The following is a 17,689-nucleotide window of genomic DNA, read 5'->3' on the forward strand; positions in this document are numbered from 1 at the left end:
CTGCTTCCCGACGACTGGGGGGAGGGATGCCATGCAGGTTGAGTTCACGCTTTCGCCTTTGCCGAATCTCACGGGTGCGAAGCCCCCGCAGGCGGCTTTGACCGAGAGTTGCCATGTCATTGCTCTCACCGGCGGCAAGTGGAAGGTTACCATGCTTCCGGTGCGCGAAGGCAAGCAGGACAGACCCTCAGCCTATGCCAAGTTCGATCCGAAAACCGGGAAGGAGGCATGGTATTGCTACTTCCGTTATGGCACGTTCGATCCCGAACAGCCGTCAAAGGTTCCGCTGCAATCGGTTGGGTCTAATATTTGGCGTGACACTGCTGCCGAGGCCATGGCCCGGTTTCCGCAAGGCATCGAGATTGCGGTGCCGGAGCCGGAATGGGGCCGTCCGGCGCAGGCGATGATCTTCGCGATCCCGACCGATTTCTACAACAAGAAGGGTTCCATGCGCATTGCACTTGAACCGGTGATCTGAAGGTGCCTGCCGCGCCGGGCCGCACGCCCACGCAGCTTATGCCCCGCTGCTTTCTGTCCACCTGCTTTCTGCCCGCGCTTTTTCTGGTCGTGTCGGCCTTGCTCGTGCCGGCATCGGCCCGTGCCGGAACCGGTGATCGGGCCATGGTTCGCCCGGCCACAGTCATTGCGGCATTCGATCGCGCCCGTGTGCGGACAATCGTGGCCGAAGGTCTGGCGGATCGGCGCACCGGCCGCGCGGTCACGGCCGATAGCCCCGTGCGTGTCGCCTCCGTTTCCAAGCTTGTTACCGCGCTTGGCGTCCTGCGGCTGGTCGATCGCGGGGTGCTTGATCTTGACCGCGATGTTTCGGTCTATCTTGGCTGGCAGCTGCGCCATCCGGCCTTTCCCGATCAGGCCATAACCTTGCGAATGCTGCTTTCCCACACGTCGGGCATGGTTGACGGGGAGGAGCTTTATCTGATCCCGCTGGGCGAAACGCTGCGCGAGCGGCTGGCCGATCCGCGCGTGTGGGACCATGCCCATCCGCCCGGCGGCGGCTGGTTCCACTATGCCAACATCAATTTCCCGGTGGTTGCCAGCGTCATGGAGGCGGCCACGGGCAACCGCTTCGATGCAGTGATGCGCAAGGAGGTGCTTGGCCCGCTGCGCCTTGATGCCTGCTTCAACTGGTCGGGCTGTTCGCCCGCCGCTCTGCGCCGCGCCGTGGTGCTCTACCGCGCAAGCGGTGAAGTGGCGCGCGATGATCTTCGCGGCCGCCTGCCCGATTGCCTCGTGCTCACGCGGGAAGGCGCTGCGTGCGATCTTTCCGGCTATGTGCCCGGCAGCAATGGCGCGCTGTTCTCGCCGCAAGGGGGCCTGCGCATTTCCATGCGCGATCTGGCGCGGCTGGGGCAGATGCTGGGGCGCGGCGGACGCGGGTTCCTCTCGCCCGCCAGCTTTGCCGAACTGACGCGTGCGCAGTGGCGCTGGACAGGGCCGGAAAGCGGGGGCGTGGACGAAGGTGGCGCGGCGGACGGCCTGTTCTGCGCCTATGGCCTTGGCATCCATCTGATCGGCCACACTGCCCCCTTCTGCCGCGATGATCTGTTCGCGGATGGCACGGCCCGCATCGGCCATCCCGGTGCGGCTTACGGCTTGCGGTCGGGCTTGTGGCTCGATCCGGCGAGCGGCAGGGGCGCAGTCTGGTTCAGCACCGGGCTTGCGCCAGATGGACCGCCCGGCCATCTTAGCGCCTTCACTCTGGCCGAAGAGACGCTGGCGGACCGTGCGAAAATCGGGCAATCACGCCGCCCGCAGACTTACCCAGCGGAGCGATGATGGCCACCACCGAAGTATTTCTGATAGCGCTCACCATCATTCTGGCCGTGCCATGGCTCGTCTGGCGGATTTTTCGCACCGATTACTGGGCGCCGCTGGTGGTGGTCCAGATCGTGGGCGGCATCCTGCTTGGTCCCGGCGTGCTGGGTGCGGCCTTTCCGCAATACTATGCCTTCGTGTTCAGTCCGCCGGTGATTGGCGCGCTCAATGGCATTGCCTGGTGGGCGGTGATGATGTTCGTGTTCGTGGCGGGGCTGGAACTCGATCTTTCCGACGCCTGGGCCAACCGGCGCGAGACAAGCATCACGGCGGCCTGCGCCCTGTTCACGCCGCTTGCCTTCGGTGCGGCGGCCGCCATGCTTCTGTTGCAGACACCGGGCTGGATCGGGCCGAACGGCACATGGATGCAGGCGATGCTGGGCATCGGCATGGCCTGCGCCGTCACGGCCCTGCCCATTCTGGTGCTGCTGATGGAAAAGCTGGCAATTTTCCGCGAACCGCTGGGCCAGCGCATCCTGCGCTATGCCAGCCTTGACGACATCGCCATCTGGGGCGTCCTCGCGCTGATCCTCGTCGACTGGGAGCGGGTGGGGCGGCAGTTGTTTTTCCTTGTCGGCTTCAGCCTTGCCGCATGGGCCATGCGCGCGCTGTTCCGGCGTCTGGCAGAGGCCGATCGCTGGTATGCCGCGCTGGTCTGGCTTGCCGCCATCGGCTTTGCGGCCGACTGGGCGGGCCTGCACTATATGGTGGGTGCCTTCCTTGCGGGTGCGGTGCTCGATGCGGGGTGGTTCACGCGCGAAAGGCTCGATTCCTTCCGCCAGTTCCTGCTGCTGGCGGTCATGCCGGTGTTCTTCCTTTCCACCGGTCTGCGCACGCAGTGGGACGTGGGCGGAGTGGCGGTCTTCGGTGCAGCCCTGCTGTTGCTGGCAGCATCTGTTGCCGGAAAGCTTGCGGGTGTGCATCTGGCAGGCCGCCTGCTTGGCTGGGCGAGGGGTGAGGCGGGGGTGATCGGCTGGCTTCTCCAGACCAAGGCGCTCATCATGATCATCTTCGTCAATGTCCTGCTCGACAAGGGCATCGTCACGAACGAGACCTTCACCGCCCTCCTGCTCATGGCTGTGCTTTCCACCATGCTTACGGTTCCCATGGTCACGCCGCGCCTGAAAGGTCTCTCGCACAAGTAAGAGTGGCGCGGGCGTGCGAAGTGGCCTCTCCTGCGGCAAAACACAGGAGAGGCCCGCATGTCCCAGATCGACCCCGTCGCCCGTCTGATCGCCATCGAGGAGATCAAGGAGCTCAAGGCGCGCTATTTCCGCTGCATGGACACCAAGGACTTTGCGGGCCTGCGCAAGGTCTTTGCCGATGATGCCGTGTTCGACGCGGCCTGTTCGCTTTCCATCGAACCGGCCGCCGATGCCGAAAACTGGGTCCATTCAGGTGGTGACACCATTGCGGCCTTCGTCGAAAGCGCGGTGGCGGCGCTCACCACGGTCCATCATGGCCACTGCCACGAGATCGAGGTGCTGTCGCCCACCGAGGCGCGCGGCGTGATTGCCATGGAGGACCAGATCTGGGATGCCGATGGCGCCCTGTTTCTGCACGGCATGGGCCACTATCACGAAACCTACCGCAAGGAGGCCGATGGCTGGAAGATCGTGACCAGCCGTATCAGCCGCCTTCGCGTCATCCTTGGTGCATCGGCCGTGGAATGACCGCGCCCGATCTGCCATAGCGGCGCAGTGAACCCTGCCGATACCGCTTTCCCCGAAGCCGAAATCCTTGAGCGTCTCCACGCCGTTTTCGGCTTCGGCGCCTTTCGCGGCGTGCAGCAGAGCGTGGTGGAGCGCGTGCTGGCGGGGCGATCGACGCTTGCGGTCATGCCCACGGGCGCGGGCAAGTCGCTGACCTATCAGCTTCCCGCCGTCATGCTGGAGGGCACCTGCGTTGTCGTATCGCCGCTGATCGCGCTGATGCACGACCAGCTCAGGAGCGCCACCGCCAATGGCATTCGCGCTGCCACGCTGACCAGCGCCGACATGGACCGGGGGCAAACGATTGACCGGTTCCTGTCGGGCGATCTCGATCTGCTCTATGTTGCCCCCGAACGCGCCAGCCAGCCGCATTTCGCCGAAATGCTGGCGCGCGCGCGCGTGGCGATGTTCGCGATCGACGAGGCGCACTGCGTTTCGGAATGGGGCCACGATTTCCGCCCGGATTACCGCCTGCTGCGCCCGCTCATGGATGCCTTTCCCGCCGTTCCGCGGCTGGCGCTGACGGCAACGGCCGACCGGCACACGCGCGCCGATATCCTCGCCCAGCTTGGTATCGCGCCCGAAGGGCTGATCGTTGCCGGATTTGACCGGCCCAACATCCGCTATGCCATCCGCCCGCGCGACAATCCGCTGCGCCAGTTGCTGGGGGTAATCGCCGAGAACCCCGGCCCCGGCATTGTCTATGCGCCAACCCGCGCGCAGGTGGACAAGCTGAGCCAGCAATTGCAGGCCAGCGGCCGTCCGGTCCTGCCCTATCATGCCGGTCTTGATGCGCAGGTTCGGGCAGAAAATCAGGCGCGCTTCGTGGCTTCGGAGGACATGGTCATGGTGGCGACCGTGGCTTTCGGCATGGGCATCGACAAACCCGACGTGCGCTTTGTCGCCCATGCTGCCTGCCCCAAGTCGATCGAGAGCTACTATCAGGAAACCGGCCGCGCGGGGCGCGATGGCGATCCTTCGGTGGCGGTCATGCTGTGGGGCGCGGAAGATTTCGCGCGGGCGCGCCAGCGGCTTGCCGAAGTGGACGAAGGCCGCCGTGCCGGAGAACGCGCCCGGATCGATGCGCTCGCCGCGCTGGTGGAAACGCCGCAGTGTCGCCGCGCCCTTTTGCTGCGCCACTTCGGCGAAAATCCGCCTGCATCGTGCGGCAATTGCGACAACTGCCTTGATGCGCCGCGCGTTACCGATGCCACCGAGATTGCGCGCAAGCTGCTTTCGGCGGTCTATCGCACCGGGCAGGCGTTCGGCTTCGGGCACGTGGAAAAGGTGCTGACGGGCGTTGCCGATGAACGCGTGATCCAGCGCGGGCACGATCAGCTTTCGGTGTTCGGCATCGTGGCGGCCGATGAAGCGCCGCTTCTGCGCCCGCTTGCGCGCGCGTTGCAGGCGCGCGGCGCGCTCGTGGCGACCGAGCATGGGGGGCTGGCGCTGGGCAGCGATGCGCGGCCGATCCTGAAGGGCGAGGCCGCAGTGTCGCTGGTGCTCGAAGCGAAGAAGGAAGCGCGCTCCGGCAAGCGGCAGCGCGGCGGAGCTGTGCTCAATCCCGTGGGCGATCCTTTGTTCGATGCGCTGCGCAACCTGCGCCGCGATCTGGCGCGCGAAGCCGGCGTGCCGCCCTACGTGATCTTCCATGATTCGGTGCTGCGCACGATGGCGGCGGAACGGCCCTCATCCTTGCGGGAACTGGGCCGGATCGGCGGCGTCGGCGCGCGCAAGCTCGAAGCCTATGGTGACCGCTTCCTTGAAGTGCTGCGGCAGTCATAAATCCGATTGCGCCACCCCCGCCCCGGCGGGAATGGCGCAAGCAGATGCCGATCAGTTTACCGTCCCCGGCGAGATCGGTTCTGCCGGATCGTGCAGCGGCAGTCCGCGGGTTTTCCAGAGCGACCATGCCACCCCGCCCGCGATCAGCGCGAAGGTGACGCCAAGACTGAGCAGCGGGGGGAACTTGGCCCCGCCCATCAGGAAATCGGAAACGAAGATCTTCGATCCGATGAACACCAGCACCGCGGCCAGCGCATACTTCAGATAGGCGAACCGGTCGATCATTGCTGCCAGCGCGAAGTAGAGCGCGCGCAGGCCCAGAATGGCCATGATGTTCGAGGTATAGACCACGAAAGTATCGGTGGTGATGGCAAAGATCGCCGGCACCGAATCCACCGCAAAGACCAGATCGGCAAGGTTGATGACCACAAGCGCCAGAAACAGCGGTGTGGCTGCCACCACCACCTTGCCGGTCCGGTGATCGACCGCTTCGACGAAAAAGCGCTCGCCATGGAGCCGGTCGGTCACGCGCATGTGCCGCCTGATCCAGCGCACCGCCGGGTTGTTGCCGATGTCGGGATCGTGATCGCTGGCAAAGAACATCTTCACGCCGGTGAACACAAGGAACGCGGCAAAGATGTAGAGCACCCAGTAAGCCTGTTCGACCAGCGCCGCACCGCCCGCAATCATCAGCCCGCGCAGCACGATCACCGCCAGAATGCCCCAGAGCAGCGCGCGATACTGATACCGGGGCGGAATGGCGAAAAAGGTGAAGATCAGGCTGATGACGAAGACATTGTCAATCGACAGCGCCTTTTCGATGAAGAAGCCGGTGTAATACTTCATGCCCATGTCTGCGCCCTTTTCGGCCCAGACCCACGCCCCGAAAAGAAGCGCGATGGTGATGTAGAACGCAGTGAGCTTCAGCGATTCGCCTATGCCCATGGCCCTGTCCTCCTTGTGGAGAACACCCAGATCGAACGCCGTAAGCGCCGCGACCAGGCCGAGGAACGCCAGCCAGAACCAGGCAGGCGTGCCCAGCCAGTCTGCCAGAAGCCAGTCCGCAACGAGGAAATCCATCTGTCGGCTCCCTTAGTGGCCAAGTGCTTCGGGACGGCGCAGGAACAGCCCCGCAAGGCGCTGCTTCACCGCGCTCTTGCGGCGGTGCAGACGCAGCCGGTCAATCGGATGGCGTGCAAGGCGCAGCGCTGCGTCCAGCCTCTGGAGGCGTTCGAGCAGGCGGAAATAGCGGTCGGACATGAAACAAACCCTTCGATGGCAGTTGCGATCGATCGGGGATGCCGATGCCCGGAAGTGCAGGATGCTGCACCGTAGGGCCTTGATGAGGGGGAGGGGACAAGACCCGGACCCGTGGCATCGGCATCACCCGATGCGGTCCGACATCACGAAGCGCCGCGTTCCTTGGCAGGAAGCTGCGCCGCGCCAGAGGGGCCCGGTCCGCTCAGACCAAATGGACCGGATCATTCCGAATTGCAAGCTCAAACGGACGCGGCCTGACCGAGGCTTGTCCTAATCCAGCCTCACCTTGCCGCGCCCTGCCTTCACCGCACTGCGGATTTTCTTGCCCGCAAGGCGTTCGGTCTTGCCCACGCGGTTCAGCCGGGATTTCGCGCGCTTGACCGGCAGGTTGCAGGCTTCGCGCAGCAGTTCGGCAAGGCGCTTCCTTGCATCTTCACGGTTCTGCTCCTGTGTGCGGAAGCTGCGCGCAGTCAGCACGATCTCACCTCTGGCGGTCATCCTGCTGCCGGCAAGGATCTTCAGCCGGTGGAACACTTCCGGGCTGAGCCGCAGGGCAAAGACATCAAGACGCAACTGGACGGCGGTCGCCACCTTGTTGACATTCTGCCCGCCCGGCCCGGCCGATGCGATGAAGCTTTCCTCCACCAGCGCCAGCGCCCGCGTGACGAGAGCGTCGGCATTCATTTCAGGTCCCGGCATTTCAGGCGCCGGGAAGATCGAATCCGAAAGCCGCAAAATCCACCGGCAAGGGCGAAAAAGCGTCAATCGGTTCCTTGCCGGGGCGTGGAACGGTGAGTTCGCTGGCGTGGAGCATCGTGCGCCATGCTCCCTTGCCATCCCCATAGACCGGATCGCCGACAAGGGCGTGGCCAAGCCCTGCCAGCGCATGGACGCGGATCTGGTGGGTGCGCCCGGTTTCGGGCCGGAACTCCACCAGCGTCAGGCCATCCTTCCGTGCCAGCACCTTCCAGCGCGTGATCGCGGGTTTGCCCTTGCGTGCCGGGATCATGCGCCAGCCCTTTTCGGCAGAGCTGATCTTGGTCAGCGCAAGGTCGATCGTGCCAGCCTCGCCCGCAACGTCTCCGGCCACGATGCCGAGATAGACTTTCCTCACCTCGCGCGCCTCGAACGCGGCGGCAAAGCGCTTCAATGCCTTGGGATTGCGCGCCAGCAGCAGGCAGCCGGAAGTGTCGCGGTCAAGCCGGTGGACGGGGAAGGGCTCGCGCTGGAAGCCGAAGCGCAGGCCATCGAGGTGGTTTTCCAGACTGTCGCCACCTGCGCGCGGCCGGTCGAGCGGCAGGCCCGCAGGCTTGTCGATCACCAGAGCTTCGCCGTCTTCGAACAGGATGGAAAAATCGGTCACGCCACGGCCTTTGCGATGCGCCGCAGTGCTTCTTCAAGTTTTTCATCGTCTGCAGCAAAGCTGATGCGAAAACCGTCCCTTCCGCCGAAGGCCGAGGCCGGGACAACCGCCACCCCGTTTTCCAGCAGGTGCAGGCACAATGCTTCGTCACCCCCGAACCGCTCCATCAGCGGTGCGGCATTGACCATGCAGTAGAACGCGCCATCGGGAACGGGCGTGGAAAGGCCGGGAATGGCATTGATCGCCTTGCAGACCATATCGCGCCGCGCTCGGAAACGCTCGCGCCATTCGATCAGGAAATCCTGCGGCCCGGTGAAGGCGGCAACAGCGGCCGCCTGGCTGATCGATGCCGGATTGCCCGAAGAGTGCGATTGCAGCCGCCCCATGGCGCCGATGAGCCATTCCGGCCCGGCGGAAACCCCGATGCGAAAGCCGGTCATCGCGTGGCTCTTGGATACGCCGGATACGGTGAGGATGCGGTCCGCAAGGTCCGGGCATTCCACCGCCAGCGTGGCGTGATCGCCCGCACCATAGCGCAGCGGTGCATAGATATCATCGCTCATTACCAGCACGCGCGGATGGCGGCGCAGCACCTCGCCCAGCGCGCGCAGTTCCTGTGCCGGATAGGTCGCCCCGGTGGGGTTGCCGGGGCTGTTGAGCAGCAGCCAGCGCGCCTGCGGGGTGATGGCGGCGGCAAGCTGGTCGGCGGTGATGCGGAAACCTCCGGCAGCATCGGTGGGCAGGTCCACCACGCTGGCGCCTGCAAAGCGCACGATTTCCGGATAGCTGACCCACCACGGGCTGGGGATCAGCACGTCATCGCCGGGATCGAGGGTTGCCAGCAGCGCATGGAAAATGGCCTGCTTGCCGCCTGCACTGACGATGACCTGTGACGGCGGCACCGCGATGCCCAGATCGCGCCGGAAATGAAGGGCGGCCGCTTCGCGCAGGGCCTGGGTTCCGGCAACGGCCGTATATTTCGTGTCGCCCGCATCCAGCGCGTTCTTTGCGGCCTGAACGACATGGGCGGGGGTGGCGAAATCAGGTTCGCCGACCGAAAGCGAGATCACATCGCGCCCTTCGGCGCGAAGCTGCATTGCCCGGTCGGTAATGGCGGTGGTGCGCGAAGGCGCAATGCGCGCCAGTGCCTGCGACAGGCGGGCCACGGTCATGCGCCCAGCAGCCGTGCCGGGATCAGGCCGCGCAGTGCATTGCCCACCAGAAAGCCGCCTGCCAGATCATCGGGCGCAAGGTCTGCTTCAACGGCGCGCCCGGCATCAAGGAGCGAGCGCCGCAGCACGCCGGGCAGCAGGCCAAGATCGGCGCGCGGCGTCAGCAGCAAACCATCGCGTTCGACGAAGATGTTGGTGAACGTGCCTTCGGTGAGAAGGCCGTCATCGCGCAGGAACAGCGCCTCGTTGGCCCCGGCGCGCTTTGCTGCGGCAAGCCCTGCGTCATAGAAGCCGCGGTCGCTGGTCTTGTGGCGCAGCCGCCAGTCACCATCGGAAACGGGCAGGGGCAGAATGGCGCAGGTGAAGCTTTCAACCGGTGCCGGCATCGGTCCGGCATCGAGCGCGTGGGCACCGCTTTTGGAGACGACCAGCCGCACTTTCGCGGGAGCATCGAGATCGAAGCACAGCGCATGGATGGCATTGCGCAGGGCATGGCGATCGAAGCTGAAGCCAAGGGCCTGCGCGCTCGCCTTCATGCGTTCGAGATGAAGTTCGAGCAGGTCTATTCCCCTGGCCGGATCGAAGGCCATTGTTTCGATCAGATCGGCATGCCCCGCAGACAGTCGCAAGAAGTTCCCCTTCACCACGCATTCGCGCCATTCGCCGATCATGGCGGAATCGGCAACTACCGCCGATCCTACTCCCATGACCGCACGGCCGCTGTTTCCGCCCGGAACATCGCACGAAAGACGCACCGTGCGGATTGCCACATTGAACGCGGCATCGCCAGAGGGGTCAATCCGCCCGATCGAACCGCAATAAAGGCCGCGCGCATCGCGTTCGGCCTGATGGATGATTTCCATTGCGCGGATCTTGGGTGCGCCGGTGATCGACCCGCAGGGAAAGATCGCCCGCAGAAGGCTTCGCACATCCTCGCCGGGAGCCAGCCTGGCGCGCACGGTCGTCACCATCTGGTGGACGGTGGGGTATGTCTCGATGGCAAAGGGCGCCTCGACCTTGACCGAACCGGGCGTTGAGACGCGCGCCAGATCGTTGCGCATCAGATCGACGATCATCAGGTTTTCCGCGCGGTCCTTGGTGCTGGCGGCAAGGCCGGCCTTGAAGCGCGCGTCCTCTTCAGGCGTGCTGCCGCGCGGAGCGGTGCCCTTCATCGGCCGCACCCGCGCCTCGCCGTCTGCCAGCTTGAAGAACAGTTCGGGCGAGAACGAGAGGTGCCAGTGCGAACCGTCCCAGATAACCCCGCCATACCCGGCACGCGAATCGCGCCGGACATCGGCGTAGATCGCCAGCGGATCACCGTCCCATGTTCCCGACAGCGGGAAGGTGAGATTGGCCTGATAGATGTCGCCTGCGCGGATGGCTTCCTGCACCAGCGCGAAGGCGCGGGCATAACCCCCGCACGAGATCGCCGCGCCCATCGGGCCAAGCCTGCCAGGGCCTTGAGCTTCGTCGGCCAGCCAGCGCTCCACCGCGTCGCCGGTCATCTTTCGAACTTCTGCAAAGCGGGCAAACCACACCAGCGGCCCGGCGGCGCCAGTGCGTCCGGCGGCCAGCGGGGCAAGGCGCGGCTCCAGCGCAAGCCCCGCTTCATAGGCAAGATAGCCTGCCCAGTGCCCCGGATTTTCGGCAATGCGTTCAAGCGCCGGGGTTACCTCTTCGGCGCGGCGGGCAACGACGATCTCAAGCGCATCGGCATAGAGGCGCGCATCGCTTGCCCCGTGGGTGCGGGCATCGTCGAGAAGGATGAACGGGGCGCGTGGCATGGTCGTGGCAGCGCCTCTAGCCGTTTGCCGGACCGGATGCAAAAACCCCTCGCAACCACGGTCTGTGCAGCCTAACCATAAGCAAAGTTACCGGGGACTTGCGCATGGACGATATCTACCTTGGCCTTGCATCGAATGGAGAGCGGCAGGTGCTGCGCCTGCGCCGGGCGAACCGCCACGGCCTGATCGCGGGGGCCACCGGCACCGGCAAGACCGTGACGCTCCAGACCATTGCCGAACAGTTTTCGGCGCGCGGTGTGCCCGTGTTCATGGCCGATGTGAAAGGCGATCTTGCGGGCATAGCCATGCCCGGCAGCCCCACTTTCAAGCATGCCGCCAGCCTTGAATCGCGCGCCAAGGAACTGGGCATCACCGATTATGCCTATGCCGACAATCCCGCGGTGTTCTGGGACCTTTACGGAGAGAACGGCCACCCCATCCGCACCACGATTTCGGAAATGGGGCCGCTGCTGCTGGCGCGGCTGATGGGGTTGAACGACACGCAGGAAGGCGTGCTCAACATTGCCTTCCGCTATGCCGATGATAACGGCCTGCTGCTGATCGACCTGCCCGATCTGCAATCCGTGCTGGTGGCCTGTGCCGAGAACGCCAGCCAGCTTGCCACGCGCTACGGCAATATCTCGAAGGCCAGCGTCGGCACGATCCAGCGCCAGCTCCTTGCCTTCGAAAGCCAGGGAGCAGACCGGTTCTTTGGCGAACCTGCGTTCGAGATCAACGATTTCCTGAAAGTGGACGATCAGGGGCGCGGCATCGTCAACGTGCTGGCTGCTGAAAAGCTGATGCAAAGCCCCAAGCTTTACGCCACCTTCCTGCTGTGGCTGCTTTCGGAACTGTTCGAGGCGCTGCCCGAAGTGGGCGATCCGGAAAAGCCCTGCCTCGTGTTCTTCTTCGATGAGGCGCACCTCCTGTTCGATGATGCCCCGCCCGCCCTGATGGACAAGGTGGAGCAAGTGGTCCGCCTGATCCGCTCAAAGGGCGTGGGCGTCTATTTCATCTCGCAGAACCCGATCGACATTCCCGAAAAGATCGCGGGCCAGCTTGGCAACCGGGTGCAGCACGCGCTGCGCGCCTTCACCCCGCGCGATCAGCGCGCGATCAAGGCTGCGGCGGAAACCTTCCGCATCAACCCTGATCTCAACGTCGCCACGGTCATCACCGAACTGAAAGTGGGCGAGGCCCTTGTCTCGACCCTGAACGATGATGGTTCGCCTTCGATCGTGCAGCGCACGCTGATTGCTCCGCCGCGCTCGCGGCTGGGACCGCTGACCCCGAAGGAGCGCGCCATCATCCAGTCGGTCAGCCCGTTCGACGGGAAATACGATACCGCGATCAACCGCGAATCCGCAGCCGAAGTGCTGGCGCAGAAGGCGGCCGATGCGGCAGCGGCGGCACAGCAGCTTGAGCAGGAAGGCGAAGAGAAGCAGCGCGCCGCCCCGCGCCGCACCGCATCGATGTGGGAAAAGGCCGGAAAGGCGGCGGCAGGGGCGGTCGCTTCGTCAGCCGGCGCCGTGGTTGCCGCCCAGATAACCGGCAAGAAGACCCGCGCCGCGCCCGTGGCATCGGGCATTACCGCCGTGGTCGGCACGATCGCCACATCGATCGGCGGCGAGGCGCTGGGCCGCTTTGCGCGCGGGGTGCTGGGCGGCCTGCTGCGGTGATCCGTTCCTCCCTGCCGGGGTGGGGAAGAACGGACCCGTGCTCACTTTGCCTTGCGGCCGGAACCTGACGTGCCGAGCCAGTCTGCAAGCCCCTTCACGAAAAGCGGGCGGGTGCGCGCCTTTTCGGTGAGGTTCCCGATCACCCGGTCCACCGGGCGTGCCGCATCGGCGGGGATCGTCGTCTTGAATGCGGCCAGCTTGTCCAGCATGGCCGGATCGGTTGATTGACCGCCCAGTCCGGCGATGAAGGTCACGCGGCTCTGTGCGTCGACCAGCGCTTCGATCCGCGCCCGGTTGGCCAAGGCAAAATCGAAGGTGGCATCGGGGTGGAGCGCCGCCGAAGCCGAGATGATCGCGGCGCTCGTGGTCTTGCCCGGTTCATCGCCCAGAGCCAGTTCGCGCGCGGCTGCCGCCAGCGAGGCATCGGCCGGGCGCCCCAGCAGGGTGTAGAGGAACTGGCGTTCCACCGCGCTGTTGGATGCTGCCGCCATCTTGCGGATCGCGTCCCACTCTGCGCGGGTGGCATTGCGTGCGACAATGTTCAGCCACGTGGTCTTGAGCGGGCCGTCCATGGCCTTGGGATTGGTGGCAAGCTGCGCAAAGCGGCGGCGCGCTTCGGCCACGACCTGCGCATCGCCCATCGTCCCGAACCCGGCAATCAGCGTGGCGCGCAGATCAGCGTCGGGCAGGCTTTCGCCGTCCTTCGGTTCAAAGCCAAGCGCCTCAAGCCGGGGCTTGTAAGTCGCCGCAATCCGCGCCGCCAGTTTCTGCTGTGCGACAGGATCCTTCTCCAGCGCACGCCACGCGCCGAGGAAATCGCCAAACACGCTGCCCAGCACCACGGGATTGGCGTTGCCCGGTATGGCGGCCATCAGGTCGAAGGCCGGGGCAAAAGGCTGATATCCGCTGGTGGAAAGCGCCAGATTATCAGACACGAGGCCCATCTGGTCGACCGGTGCAAGGTTGGGCATCGCCGCTTTCAGCGCGGCCAGCATCCTGGGCGTGTAGAGCGAACGATAATAGCCAAGCTGGCCCGCATTGATGATGAGCGGGCCGCAGCCCTTGATGCTCACGGTCGTGCGCGCGCCGTTCTGTCCGCCATCAAGGATGGTGCGCACGGGCTGGCCGCCATTGGCCGAAACCAGCAGCGGCACCTTCCATTGCTGGGGCTTTGCGGCCACTTCGTCCTTGCGGTCGATGCTGAACTCGCCCTGTTCAAGAGTGAGCGTGGCCATGCCCTTCTTGCAGGTCATGTCCGCCACCCTGACCAGCGGGATGCCGGGCTTGGTGGTGAAATCGGTGGCGATGGCGGTAAGGCCGGGGGCGCCAGCCTTTTCCACCGCCTGCCACAGATCGCGCGATACGGTGTTGCCGAACTTGTGGTCGCGCATGTAGGCGCGCAGGCCGTCGCGCCACACGGTCTCACCCGCAAAGGCTTCGAGCATCGAGATCACTGCTTCGCCCTTCTGGTAGGTGATCGCATCGAAGGCCTGATTGGTTTCATCCACAGTGCGGATTTCCTGCACGATGGGATGCGTGGTCTTGAAACCATCGAGGTTCATTGCCGAATCGCGCCCGTTGACCCGGCCCAGCAGGGGGAACCAGTCGGGGTGAAAATGGTCGGAAGCCTTGGTTTCCATCCAGCTTGCGAAACCTTCGTTCAGCCAGAGGTCTTCCCACCACGCCATCGTGACGAGATTGCCGAACCACTGGTGCGCCACTTCGTGTGCCTGAACCGTGGCGATGTTCTGGCGCGCAGCGGCGCTGGTTATGGCCGGATCGTTGAGCAGGATGCGCTCGAACGTCAGGATTGCGCCCCAGTTTTCCATGGCGGAAAAGAACTGCGACTGGCCGGGCGCGGCCACGTTGTCGAGCTTGGGCAGGGGATAGGGCTGGCCGAAATATTCCGAGAAGTAGGGGATCAGCTTGGCCAGTTCATCAAGCGCGAAACGCGCCTGTTCGCCGCTTCCCTTCGGGCTGACGATGCCGACCTGAACGCCGGGCGCGGCATCCTTGGCCATGCGCTCGAAATCGCCGAGCGCGAAGAACAGGAGGTAGGAGGACATCTTCGGACTGGTGCCGAAGGTCACGCGCTTCAGGCCCTTGCCGAGATCCTGCTCTGACTTCACCGGCATGTTGCTCACGGCCATCTTTTCTGCCGGGACCACGGCCGCCAGATCGAAGGTGGCCTTGTAGATCGGCTCGTCGAACATCGGCGCGAAACGGCGGGCATCGGGCGCTTCGAACTGGGTGAACAGGCCGCGCACGGTCTTGCCGGTCAGCTTGTCGGGGTAATCCAGCGCAAAGAGGCCATTGGCCTGCGTGTAGATGGTGCCCGAATATGTCGTGTCGAGCCGGTAGCGACCCGGCGCGAGCGGCTGGGCGGGAGTGAAGCGGGCGGTCTGGCTCTTTTCATCCAGTTCTACCGTGACCGGCACAGCCATGCCACCTGCGGGTGTAAGCGTGGCCGAGGCGATCTTGAGGTCGACCGCATGAAGCGTGAGGAACGGGGTGTTCTGCGTCACCTCGATCTCGACCGAGGACTGGCCGGTGAAGCTGAGGTTTGCGGCATCGGGCGTGATTTCGATGCTGTAGTGGACCGGGTGCGCAACGCGTGGCAGATCGGTGTGGACGCCAGCGGCGGCAGAAGGGTTCGCCGGAACCGGGCGGACGGTTCCCTGATCCGCATGGGCGCCAGCCGAGACCGCGGCAACAGACAGTGCCAGCGCTGAAACAAGTGCAATGGAACGCATCCCGATTCTGACTCCACAACGTAACGATGAGATTTCGCTGATCGTTGCCGTAGCAACCAGTTCAAGACCCCGCCAATCCTTTCTGCCAACAGCAAACCCGGTTCGACGAGGGGCGATTGACACGGAAACTCAGGGGAGTGTCATGGCGGGTGTGCAGGCCGTCAGGCAAGTGGCAGGCGGATCGTGGCGACAAGGCCGCAGATCGTGCCGTCCGCGCCAAGCCGGTTGGCAAGGGTGAGCGTGCCGCCATGCTGCTGCGCAATCGCGCGGGCAAGGGTAAGGCCAAGTCCGGTGCCGCCCGTGCCGCTGTTGCGCGAGGCGTCGAGCCGGGTGAACGGCTCCATCATCCGCGCGATCTCGCTTTCGGGAATGCCGGGGCCATCGTCCTCGATCCGCAGCACCGCAAAGGCGCCTTCACGCACCAGCGAAACGCGTGCCCGCTGGCCATAGCGCAGGGCATTGGAAACCAGATTGCGCAGCGCCCGGCGCATCCACGTGGCGCGTGCGGGCAGGACCATGCGCACGGTTTCGCCCAGCTCCACCGGATCGCCCATGTCCTCGAACTCGCCGATCACGTCGGCGACCAGCGCGGAAAGCTCGGTCTGCTCCACCGGATCGGTCGGACGGCCTACCCTGGCCAGCGAGAGAATGTCGTCGAGCGAGCGGTTGATGTCCTCGATCGTGGCGGCCATGCGCGCGCGCTCGGCATCGTCTTCCACGGCCTCGATCCGCACGCGCAGCGCGGCCAGCGGAGTCTTGAGATCGTGGCCGATCGCGCCCAGCATCACGTCCTTTTCATCAAGCATGGTCACGATGCGCGTTTCCATGGCGTTGTGCGCAAGGATCAGGCGCTGGATGTCATCAGGCCCATCGGGTTCAAGCTGTCCTTCCAGCGCCTTGCGGCCTGTCAGCGCGCGCTCGCCGGCAAAATCCTCGACCCGCTGCGTAAGCGCGCGCAAAGGACGGGCCACGCGCCGCAGGATCAGCGCGGTTGCCCCCACAAGCACAAGGTAGAGCACGATGGTCTGCCCGATGATCGGGGCCATGATGCGCATTTCTCCCGCGTCGACGAAGACGCGGGTCGATGCCCATTCGCCCGTGGGCAGGCGAACCGAGGCGATGACAAGGCGCGGCTTGGGTTCGCGGTAGGCAGCCGCCAGTTCGCGCCGGTGACGCTGCATGAACTCGACGCTTGGCGCGTCCCTTTCCGGATCGCGGGCGAAGACGATCACCTCGCGCGCATCGAACCCTTGCGCGGAAAGCACTTCGGCAAGCTCATGCTCAACCCTTGCAAGCCGCGGTTCTCCCGCCAGCATCGGCGGTTCATTACTGTAATCAAGCCTGAACGGCTGACGTTCCCGGCTTTCCTTCGCGCGATCCCGCTCTGCGCTCTTGCGGCGCGAACTTTCGGGAAGGGGGCCAAGCAGACGGAAGGCAGCCGAACTGACCATCTTCGACTGGAGCCGGTGGTTCTGCTCGCGCCAGATCAGCACGGCAGAAATCGTCTGCGCCACCAGCAGCGCCAGCGCAATCGCAAGCAGGATCTGCCCTTGGAGGCTGTGCGGCCAGAAGCGGCGGCGGAAAGCGGCCACGGCCTTCAGCTTTCCCGGACCGGTTCGACTGGCGCGGGGCGCTTCCTGACTTCGGCCGCGAGCATGTAGCCCCCGCCCCAGACGGTCTGGATCATCTGCGGGTTGCGGCTGTCCACTTCGATCTTGCGCCGCAGCCGCGAAATCTGGTTGTCCACCGCGCGGTCGAACAGGTGGGCTTCGCGGCCCTGCACCATGTCGAGCAGACGGTCGCGATCAAGCACGATGCGGGGATGGTCGAGGAAGGCCATGAGCAGGCGGAACTCGGCCGAGGAAATCGCCACCACGGCGCCTTCGGGATCGGTCAGCCGCCGCTTGAGCGGATCGAGCCGCCAGCCTTCGAACTCGTAGATCACCGCATCGGAAATCTCGCTCGACTGCTTGGTTGCCCGCCTCAGGACCGATCGGATGCGCGCCACCAGCTCGCGCGGATCGAAGGGCTTGACCACATAGTCATCCGCGCCGATCTCAAGGCCGACGATGCGGTCGGTCGCCTCGCCCTTCGCGGTGATGAAGATCACGGGGAGCCGCTTTGCCTCCACCAGATGGCGGCACAGCGAAAGGCCGTCCTCGCCCGGCATCATGATGTCCAGGAGAACCAGATCGCATCCGGCCTCAAGCAGGCGGCTGCGCGCTTCGGCGGCGGTTCCGGCCTGAGTCACGACAAACCCCTGGCGGACGAGATAGTCCGCCAGAGGCTCGCGCAGCGCCGGTTCGTCATCGACGAGCAGAATGCGGATCGGTGCTTCGGTCATG

At 64.9% G+C, this 17,689-nt stretch carries 15 protein-coding genes; 6 read left to right on the plus strand and 9 right to left on the minus strand.

All coding sequences use genetic code 11. From position 1 onward, the window contains the following. Positions 1 to 31: 31 nt before the first annotated feature. From DKM43_RS09750 to recQ, 5 genes are read left to right on the plus strand one after another with little or no spacing between them, the layout of a single operon-like run. Positions 32 to 478: a hypothetical protein gene (locus tag DKM43_RS09750; protein ID WP_109798299.1), complete on the plus strand. Its 447-nt coding sequence runs from the start codon at positions 32 to 34 to the stop codon at positions 476 to 478. Positions 479 to 480: 2 nt separating this feature from the next. Further along, entirely contained in the window at positions 481 to 1,797 is a 1,317-nt protein-coding gene (locus DKM43_RS09755) for a serine hydrolase domain-containing protein (protein WP_236632493.1), read from the plus strand. Next, positions 1,797 to 2,981: a cation:proton antiporter gene (locus DKM43_RS09760; RefSeq protein ID WP_109798470.1), complete on the plus strand. Its 1,185-nt coding sequence runs from the start codon at positions 1,797 to 1,799 to the stop codon at positions 2,979 to 2,981. The genes DKM43_RS09755 and DKM43_RS09760 overlap by 1 nt, the downstream gene beginning before the upstream one ends. A gap of 57 nt (positions 2,982 to 3,038) precedes the next feature. Next, positions 3,039 to 3,509, plus strand: a complete 471-nt coding sequence (locus DKM43_RS09765; RefSeq protein WP_109798300.1) for a nuclear transport factor 2 family protein — start codon at positions 3,039 to 3,041, stop codon at positions 3,507 to 3,509. Positions 3,510 to 3,536: 27 nt separating this feature from the next. After that, positions 3,537 to 5,333, plus strand: a complete 1,797-nt coding sequence (recQ, locus tag DKM43_RS09770; RefSeq protein ID WP_201739827.1) for a DNA helicase RecQ — start codon at positions 3,537 to 3,539, stop codon at positions 5,331 to 5,333. Positions 5,334 to 5,384: 51 nt separating this feature from the next. Here the strand turns inward: recQ and DKM43_RS09775 are convergent, their stop codons facing one another. The 6 genes from DKM43_RS09775 to pabB form a co-directional block, all read right to left on the minus strand. After that, on the minus strand, positions 5,385 to 6,413 hold the full coding sequence (locus DKM43_RS09775) for a TerC family protein (protein ID WP_109798301.1): 1,029 nt from the start codon (positions 6,411 to 6,413) through the stop codon (positions 5,385 to 5,387). Between the two features lie 12 nt (positions 6,414 to 6,425). Continuing rightward, positions 6,426 to 6,593, minus strand: a complete 168-nt coding sequence (locus tag DKM43_RS09780) for a DUF465 domain-containing protein (RefSeq protein WP_109798302.1) — start codon at positions 6,591 to 6,593, stop codon at positions 6,426 to 6,428. Positions 6,594 to 6,863: 270 nt separating this feature from the next. After that, the gene (gene arfB, locus DKM43_RS09785) at positions 6,864 to 7,292 is read right to left on the minus strand and encodes an alternative ribosome rescue aminoacyl-tRNA hydrolase ArfB (protein ID WP_236632494.1); all 429 of its coding nucleotides are present in this window, start codon (positions 7,290 to 7,292) and stop codon (positions 6,864 to 6,866) included. 1 nt (position 7,293) lies between these two features. Continuing rightward, positions 7,294 to 7,956, minus strand: a complete 663-nt coding sequence (locus DKM43_RS09790; protein WP_109798303.1) for an RluA family pseudouridine synthase — start codon at positions 7,954 to 7,956, stop codon at positions 7,294 to 7,296. Next, complete coding sequence (locus tag DKM43_RS09795; RefSeq protein WP_109798304.1) at positions 7,953 to 9,128, minus strand: pyridoxal phosphate-dependent aminotransferase; 1,176 nt, start codon at positions 9,126 to 9,128, stop codon at positions 7,953 to 7,955. The genes DKM43_RS09790 and DKM43_RS09795 overlap by 4 nt, the downstream gene beginning before the upstream one ends. Continuing rightward, positions 9,125 to 10,912, minus strand: a complete 1,788-nt coding sequence (gene pabB / locus DKM43_RS09800) for an aminodeoxychorismate synthase component I (RefSeq protein WP_109798305.1) — start codon at positions 10,910 to 10,912, stop codon at positions 9,125 to 9,127. The genes DKM43_RS09795 and pabB overlap by 4 nt, the downstream gene beginning before the upstream one ends. 104 nt (positions 10,913 to 11,016) lie before the next feature. Here pabB and DKM43_RS09805 point away from each other — a divergent pair, with 104 nt between their 5' ends. Continuing rightward, positions 11,017 to 12,591 (plus strand): helicase HerA-like domain-containing protein, encoded by a 1,575-nt coding sequence (locus DKM43_RS09805; protein WP_109798306.1) that lies wholly within the window; start codon positions 11,017 to 11,019, stop codon positions 12,589 to 12,591. Between the two features lie 41 nt (positions 12,592 to 12,632). On the opposite strand, the gene DKM43_RS09810 is transcribed toward DKM43_RS09805, so the two are convergent. The 3 genes from DKM43_RS09810 to DKM43_RS09820 form a co-directional block, all read right to left on the minus strand. Then, positions 12,633 to 15,344, minus strand: a complete 2,712-nt coding sequence (locus DKM43_RS09810) for a M1 family metallopeptidase (RefSeq protein ID WP_109798307.1) — start codon at positions 15,342 to 15,344, stop codon at positions 12,633 to 12,635. Between the two features lie 161 nt (positions 15,345 to 15,505). Further along, positions 15,506 to 16,936, minus strand: a complete 1,431-nt coding sequence (locus DKM43_RS09815) for a sensor histidine kinase (protein ID WP_236632495.1) — start codon at positions 16,934 to 16,936, stop codon at positions 15,506 to 15,508. A gap of 5 nt (positions 16,937 to 16,941) precedes the next feature. Continuing rightward, positions 16,942 to 17,688, minus strand: a complete 747-nt coding sequence (locus DKM43_RS09820) for a response regulator (RefSeq protein WP_109798308.1) — start codon at positions 17,686 to 17,688, stop codon at positions 16,942 to 16,944. Between the last annotated feature and the right edge of the window lies 1 nt (position 17,689).

The sequence above is a fragment of the Novosphingobium meiothermophilum genome (assembly GCF_003171715.1).
In the GTDB taxonomy this organism is placed as follows: domain Bacteria; phylum Pseudomonadota; class Alphaproteobacteria; order Sphingomonadales; family Sphingomonadaceae; genus Novosphingobium; species Novosphingobium meiothermophilum.

Bases quoted from the DNA above. Each gene is read 5' to 3' on its own strand.
- DKM43_RS09750 (WP_109798299.1), top strand. From the start codon at position 32: ATGCAGGTTGAGTTCACGCTTTCGCCTTTGCCGAATCTCACGGGTGCG.
- DKM43_RS09760 (WP_109798470.1), top strand. From the start codon at position 1,797: ATGGCCACCACCGAAGTATTTCTGATAGCGCTCACCATCATTCTGGCC.
- DKM43_RS09765 (WP_109798300.1), top strand. From the start codon at position 3,039: ATGTCCCAGATCGACCCCGTCGCCCGTCTGATCGCCATCGAGGAGATC.
- DKM43_RS09775 (WP_109798301.1), bottom strand. From the start codon at position 6,413: ATGGATTTCCTCGTTGCGGACTGGCTTCTGGCAGACTGGCTGGGCACG.
- DKM43_RS09780 (WP_109798302.1), bottom strand. From the start codon at position 6,593: ATGTCCGACCGCTATTTCCGCCTGCTCGAACGCCTCCAGAGGCTGGAC.
- arfB (WP_236632494.1), bottom strand. From the start codon at position 7,292: ATGCCGGGACCTGAAATGAATGCCGACGCTCTCGTCACGCGGGCGCTG.
- DKM43_RS09795 (WP_109798304.1), bottom strand. From the start codon at position 9,128: ATGACCGTGGCCCGCCTGTCGCAGGCACTGGCGCGCATTGCGCCTTCG.
- pabB (WP_109798305.1), bottom strand. From the start codon at position 10,912: ATGCCACGCGCCCCGTTCATCCTTCTCGACGATGCCCGCACCCACGGG.
- DKM43_RS09805 (WP_109798306.1), top strand. From the start codon at position 11,017: ATGGACGATATCTACCTTGGCCTTGCATCGAATGGAGAGCGGCAGGTG.
- DKM43_RS09810 (WP_109798307.1), bottom strand. From the start codon at position 15,344: ATGCGTTCCATTGCACTTGTTTCAGCGCTGGCACTGTCTGTTGCCGCG.
- DKM43_RS09820 (WP_109798308.1), bottom strand. From the start codon at position 17,688: ATGACCGAAGCACCGATCCGCATTCTGCTCGTCGATGACGAACCGGCG.